We start from the raw sequence: 6869 nt of genomic DNA on the forward strand, positions 1-6869 counted from the left end.
ATGACGTCGACGAGAGCGCTCGGGGCCAACACCTGGATCTGGACCTCGCCGCTGACCGATCGGCGGCTGGCCGAGTTGGCGCCGCGGATCCGGGGCTGGGGCTTCGACGTCATCGAGCTCCCGATCGAGACCGTCGATGACTGGGATCCGGCCAGGGCGGCGACCCTACTCCACGGGCTCGGCCTGTCGGCAACGGTCGTCGTCGGCATGGGTCCGGGGCGTGAGCTCGTGAGCACCGACCGGGAGACGATCCAGACGACGCAGGACTTCCTGCGCCAGGTGATCGACATCGCCGCGACGGTCTCGTCGCCCGTGGTCGCGGGGCCGATCTACACCTCCGTCGGACGGACGTGGCGCATCAGCGAGGCGGAACGGCGGGGCTGCTACGAGCAGTTGCGCGACAGCCTCGGGCCCGTGGTCGGGCACGCGATGGACGCAGGGGTCACCGTCGCCGTCGAGCCCCTCAACCGCTTCGAGACCAGCCTGGTCAACACAGTCGACCAGGCGCTGGAGGCACTGGACGGCCTCCCGACCGGCGGCTGCGGCCTGGGTCTGGACGTGTTCCACATGAACATCGAGGAACGCAGCATCACCGAGGCCATCCGGAGGGCCGCCGGCCGCATCGCGCACGTGCAGGTCTGTGCGAACGATCGCGGCGCACCGGGCGCCGATCACCTGAACTGGCCCGGAATCGTCGCCGCCCTGGACGCGGCCGGCTACCGGGGTCCGCTCGTCATCGAGTCATTCACCGGCGACAACGCGACGATCGCCACCGCGGCGTCGATCTGGCGGCCGTTGGCGAAGACACAGGATGCCATCGCCGTCGACGGACTCGCGTTCCTCACCGGTGTGGTGCAGGGAGGGAGGTCCTCAGCGAACTGAGCACCCCGGGCTGTTCACCCTCGGACGATCCTCGGTCCACATCCGCAACGAAGCGACGGTGAGAGGTCTATGCGACGACTGTATCGTTACATCCCGTTCACGCTGGTGGTGGCCTTCCTGGCATCGCTGCTCCCGGGCATCGCCATCAGCGCCGCCCACGTCCCCGAGTCCGAGTACCAGGTCCTGTTCTTCCACAAGACGACCGGCTTCCGGCACGATTCCATCCCGGCCGCTCTCAACGCCGTCGAGGAACTCGGCGTGGAGCACGGCTTCACGGTGACCGAGACGCAGGACGCGTCGATCTTCACCGACGACGGGCTGGCCGAGTTCGAGGCGATCGTCTTCTTCACCGACGGCGAGAACACGCTGAACGCCGGTCAGCGCCAGGCGTTCGAGCGCTACATCCACCGCGGTGGCGGCTTCGCCGGCCTGCACTCGACGTCGAACATGGACAAGACCAACTGGCCGTGGTGGTCGGACCTCATGGGCGGCGCGTTCTTCCGGAACCACCCCTCTGGAGCGGACCAGTTCCAGGACGCCACGGTGCGGATCGAGGATGACACCCACCCGTCGACGGCTGGTCTGCCGGCCGAGTGGATCCGCGAGGACGAGTGGTACAACTTCACCGCCAACCCGCGGGAGAAGGTCCACGTCCTGGCCACACTGGACGAGTCGACCTACAACCCGGGATCCGGCGCCATGGGCGAGGACCATCCGATCGCCTGGTGCGCCAACTTCGACGGCGGCCGCACCTGGTACACCGCGCTGGGCCACAGCTCGGAGCACTACGACGAGCCGCTGATGCGCGACCATCTGCTCGGCGGAATCGAGTGGGCCGCCGGTGTCGCCGACGGCGACTGCGGCGAGCCCCGCGACGGCATCCCCACCGAAGCGTCGTTCGAGAAGATCGCCCTCGACGACAACACCGCCAACCCGATGGAGCTCGCCGTCGCACCCGACGGCCGGGTGTTCTACGTCGAGCTGGCCGGCACGGTGAAGATCTACGATCCCGACACCGGCGCCGTGAGTGTCGCCGCCCAGATCCCGGTGCACCGCGGCAACGAGAACGGGCTGCTCGGCATCGCGCTCGACCCGGACTTCGAGACCAACCAGTGGCTGTATCTGTTCTACAGCGCCCCGTCGCCGGAGGTGCAGCACGTCTCCCGGTTCACCGTCGACGGCGACGAACTTGACCTGGCGTCGGAGTCGGTGCTCCTCGAGATCCCGCATCAGCGCGAGGTCTGCTGCCATTCCGCCGGCTCGATGAGGTTCGGGCCGGACGGCAACCTCTACATCTCCACCGGTGACGACACCGCCCACTTCGCCTCGCAGGGCTTCGCCCCCATCGACGGGCGCATCTACGACAACCAGGTGAGCGAGGACGCCAAGCGCTCCTATGACGCCCGGCGGACGTCGGGCAACACCAACGACCTGCGCGGCAAGATCATCAGGATCACTCCTGAGGACGACGGCACCTACTCGATCCCGGAAGGGAACCTCTTCCCGCCCGAGACCTCCGATCCGGACCTGACCCGGCCGGAGATCTACACGATGGGCCATCGCAACCCGTTCCGGATCGCCATCGACGACGAGACCGGCTGGCTCTACGCCGGCGAGGTCGGGCCGGATGCCGGCAGCGACAACCCCAACCGCGGCCCGCGCGGGTACGACGAGTGGAACCAGATCCGCGAGGCCGGCAACTACGGCTGGCCGTACTGCATCGGGAACAACCAGGCCTACCGCGAGTGGGACTTCGCCACCAGCACCCCGGGCGAGTTCTTCGACTGCGAGAACGGCCCGGTCAACGACTCGCCCTTCAACACGGGCCTGGACGTGGTGCCGCCCGCCAAGGACGCCTTCATCTGGTACCCGTACGGCGTGTCGCCGCAGTTCCCGGAGCTCCCCACCGGCGGTGGCCGCACGGCGTACGCAGGTGACGTCTACCACTACGAGGAGGGCCTGCTCGGCGACGGCCAGTTCCCGGAGTACTACGACGGTGCCGTGTTCGTCATGGAGTGGTCGCGCAAGTGGATCGGCGCTCTGCGGCTGGATGAGAACGGCGACTACGAGAGCTTCGAGCAGTTCATGCCGAGCACGCTCTTCCGCAGCCCGCACGACATGGAGTTCGGGCCGGACGGTGCGATGTACCTCATCGAGTGGGGCATGGACTTCAACTACGCAGGGGAGAACGTCAACCCGGACTCGGGCCTGTACAAGATCAATTACACCGAGGGGGCACGGACGCCGATCGCGCTGGCGAGCTCCGACACGGACTCCGGGCCGACTCCGCTCGAGGTCGCGTTCTCCAGTGAGGGCAGCCACGACCCGGACGGTGACGAGCTCACGTACGCGTGGGACTTCGGCGACGGTTCCACGGCCGCCGAGCCGAACCCCACGCACACCTTCACCGAATCCGGCGAGTACACCGTGCGGCTGACGGTCACCGACCCGTCCGGGCGTTCCGGCAACTCCAACCTCACGATCACCGCGGGGAACACCCGCCCCGAGGTGACGATCGAGCTGCCGGCGAACGGGCAGGTGTTCGACTGGGGTGACGAGATCCCCTACCGGGTCTCCGTGGTCGATGCGGAGGACGGCTCGGGCGCGGCGATCGACTGCGAGCGGGTCACCGTGCAGCAAGGCCTGTTCCACGACGAGGGCGGCAATGCTCACGTGCACCCGGGCCAGGCGCAGAACGGCTGCGAAGGCGTGCTCGCCACCCAGCACGACGCCGAGCACGGCGACGCAGCGGACATCTCGCTGACGGTGACGGCCAGTTACACCGACGACGGCGGCGAAGCCGGCGCGCCGGCACTGACCGGTGGCGTCACGCACCTCTTGCAGCAGCAGCGCAAGGAGGCCGAGCACTTCGACCAGTCGGCGGGCATCGACGTCAGCGATGCGAACGACGAGGAGACCGGCGGCGGCGACGCGATCGCCGGCCAGGACGGGGCCTGGGCGGCGTACGAGCCGTACAACCTCACTGGCATCGGCGAGATGAGCCTGAGGGTGGCGACGGCCGACGACACCACGGTCGAGGTGCGGCGCGACGCGCCCGACGGCGAACTGCTGGGCACCGCCCAGATCGAGGGCAGCGTCGAGATCGGGCGGACAGCCGGTCCGGAAGGCTTCCACAGCGCCGTCCGGCTCGGCGGCTCGAGCCAGCTCGAGAAGGTGGAGCTGCCGGCGGGCGTCATGAGCGGGGTCGAGGACTTCACCATCTCCGCGTGGGTGAACTGGGCCGGCGGCCAGACGTGGGCCCGGGTGTTCGACTTCGGCTCCGGCACCGGCAATTACATGTTCCTGACGCCCGGCGCCGGCGGAACGAACAATCTCAGGTACGCGATCACGACCGGCGCCGGAGAGCAGCAGATCAACGGCTCGCAGCCGCTGCCCACCAACGGCTGGCACCACGTGGCCGTCACCCAGTCGGGTAGCACGGGCACGCTGTACCTCGATGGGGCACCCATCGGGACCAACACCGGCATGACGTTGACCCCGTCGGACCTCGGTCAGACCACGCAGAACTGGGTCGGCGACTCCCAGTGGTCGGCGGATCCGCTGCTCAACGGTGCGGTCGACGACGTCAACATCTTCAGCCGTGCGCTGTCCCCGAGCGAGATCCAGGCGCTGGTGGCCGCGCCGGGTGGAGGCGACGGCGGCGACGTGGCCTGGTACCGGTTCGACGAGGACGGCGGCACGACCGCGACGGACTCGTCCGGGCAGGGCAACGACGCGACGATCGTGATCGCCGACGACGCCGCGACGTGGCAGGACGTCACCATCGAGCTGACCCCGACCGAAGGCACGTTCCCGCTGCACCTCGTGTTCCCCGCGGGCCCGGTGCGGGTGAACTGGATGGAGCTCGCCGCCGGCGACGGCGGTCCGGGCACCTGCCACCATCCGGACGAACGCGGGACCGTCGTCATCGGCGACATCGACAGCGGCGTCACGAACCACGGCGTCGACGGCGGGTGCACGGTCAACGACCTGATCCGCGACGAGGAGCCGTGGGCGATCCGGGGTGAGTTCATCCGGCACGTGCGTGACGTGACGGACCAGCTCGTCGAGGACGGCGTGCTCAGTACACGCGAGGCGCTCGCCGTCAACCTCGCCGCCGGCCGGAGCGACGTCGGCAAGGGCTGAACCGGCTCGTTCCCGACACGGGTGGTCCGGGGGACTCTCCTCCCCCCGGGCCACCCGGACTCCACCGGATCGCTCGACCTCGAGACGCTGGACGCCGAACGACTGGCTACGTCCCCACGGTGCTCGACGGCCACCCGGCACCGGCGACCGAGCAGCCGGCGAACGGGGGCGTCCCCGGCAAGGGAGACTCGCCCGCCTCACAGCAGGGCTGGCGAGGGCGTCGTCCGGGCTCGTGATTCAATGGCCGCACCGCTCGCACGTGCGGGGCTGCTGGGTCGCCCAGACGACGACCGCACTCGGAGCTCGGCGCCTGGCTGGTCGATCGCGGTGCGGTTCAGTCGTTCGGGAGGGAGCGTGGCGTGACGAAGCGGATGTTCACCTTGGCGATCGACCGGATCCCGACCGAGACCGAGCTTCGTGGCATCGACCGCGCGGTCGTCGAGTCGGCCGGACTGGCGTGGGCGAGCCTGAGCGACGGCCGGTTCCTGGCACACGTCCGTGCCGAGTCGCCTCAGGAGGCACGGCGCGTCGTGGAGTCGCTCGGCTTGGGTCTGCGGGTGCTCGACGACGGTGCGCTGGCGCCGAAGGTCGGCACGGTCGGGCTGGCCGTGCGCGACCTCGAGCAGGCGTTCGATCGGATGGTGCTCGTGCTCGCGGAGGCGAGGGCGGCTGGTCACGGTGACGAGGCGTTGTCCGCTGTGCTCGGTGCCGACGGGGAGCCCGTGATCGTCGCACGGAAACATCTGGCGACGCTCTCAGAGGCGGCGGAGACGGTGCTGCCAGGCGGGCCGAAGCACCCGGCCGTGGGAGCGGCTGTGGTGGCCCTGCGGGCAGTCGGTCACAGTGCGGCGGAACGGCGGCCCGATTCCCACACGGTGGAGAACGACGCCACGCAGCTGTGATCGCGAGCTACCGAGTCCAGGCCCTCGTCCTCGAGCGGCGCACGGCCGGGCTCGCCCCGGTCCGCATGACGACGTAGGAGGGGAGCGGGACGGCCGCCGCGGCGCTCCTTCTCGGCATCCCTGCCAGGTAAGGGGCGGGGACTCCTCCGTCAGCCGGTCTGGGCGCCGGCAGACCAGTCCGGGAGCTGCTGCAGCGCCCAGCGGTTGCCGTCCGGGTCGGAGAAGAAGACGAACCGGCCCCACGGCTGGTCGTCGACCTCGCTGACGTCGATGCCGCGTGCCACCAGGTCGGCACGGGCGGCGTCGGCGTCGGCCACCACCATCTGCAGGTTGTCCAGCGACCCGGGTTCCATGCCGGTCAGCCCCAGGCCGATCGCGATCGAGCAGGCCGACCCCGGCGGAGTGAGCTGCACGAACCGGACCGTATCGCTGACCGTGTGGTCATGGTCGGCATTGAAGCCGGCCCGGACGTAGAACTCCTTGGCCCGGTCGACATCGGCCACGGGCACCGCCACCAGTTCCAGTCTCATGTCCATGCCGCGAGCGTAGCCACCTCGAAGGTCGCCGCCCGTGCGCGGGTTCCGCACGAGCCCGCACGAGCGGCGGAGGGGGCCCACACCCTGGAGTTCGGAGCCATGGCGGCCATCGGCGCGAACCGGCAGATCGCGGCCGCACCGACTCGGGGGGCGGGCAAGGGATGATGATGGCGTGAGCACCGGTCGCGAGATCGAGGAGAGTTGATGTCGGGGTGTTGTGCGCCGTCGGCGGATCGGGAGCCCGTGGGTCACGGGGGTTCGGCGGCTCGGCTGGAACTGCCGTTCGTGCCGCCGGTGCGCGAGGTCAAGGATGTGGCGCGGGGGATGGTGCGGCTCGCGGGTGGTGGGTTCTGGATGGGTGGTGACGATCCGGACGCGTTTCCCGCTGATGGTGAGGGTCCGG

General features: G+C 69.6%; 4 protein-coding genes. 3 read left to right on the plus strand and 1 reads right to left on the minus strand.

Annotation, left to right across the window (positions count from 1 at the left end; translation table 11 throughout):
• From E1212_RS15335 to E1212_RS15345, 3 genes are all read left to right on the plus strand, one after another.
• On the plus strand, positions 1 to 882 hold the full coding sequence (locus E1212_RS15335; protein WP_131983935.1) for a sugar phosphate isomerase/epimerase family protein: 882 nt from the start codon (positions 1 to 3) through the stop codon (positions 880 to 882).
• 69 nt (positions 883 to 951) lie between these two features.
• Positions 952 to 5028, plus strand: a complete 4077-nt coding sequence (locus E1212_RS15340; RefSeq protein ID WP_131983937.1) for a ThuA domain-containing protein — start codon at positions 952 to 954, stop codon at positions 5026 to 5028.
• Positions 5029 to 5387: 359 nt separating this feature from the next.
• On the plus strand, positions 5388 to 5930 hold the full coding sequence (locus E1212_RS15345) for a hypothetical protein (protein ID WP_131983939.1): 543 nt from the start codon (positions 5388 to 5390) through the stop codon (positions 5928 to 5930).
• A gap of 149 nt (positions 5931 to 6079) precedes the next feature.
• Here the strand turns inward: E1212_RS15345 and E1212_RS15350 are convergent, their stop codons facing one another.
• Entirely contained in the window at positions 6080 to 6466 is a 387-nt protein-coding gene (locus tag E1212_RS15350) for a VOC family protein (RefSeq protein ID WP_131983941.1), read from the minus strand.
• Positions 6467 to 6869 lie beyond the last annotated feature (403 nt).

The organism is Jiangella ureilytica (genome assembly GCF_004348545.1).
Taxonomy (GTDB): Bacteria; Actinomycetota; Actinomycetes; order Jiangellales; family Jiangellaceae; genus Jiangella; species Jiangella ureilytica.

Bases quoted from the DNA above. Each gene is read 5' to 3' on its own strand.
- E1212_RS15335 (WP_131983935.1), top strand. From the start codon at position 1: ATGACGTCGACGAGAGCGCTCGGGGCCAACACCTGGATCTGGACCTCG.
- E1212_RS15350 (WP_131983941.1), bottom strand. From the start codon at position 6,466: ATGGACATGAGACTGGAACTGGTGGCGGTGCCCGTGGCCGATGTCGAC.
- E1212_RS15340 (WP_131983937.1), top strand. From the start codon at position 952: ATGCGACGACTGTATCGTTACATCCCGTTCACGCTGGTGGTGGCCTTC.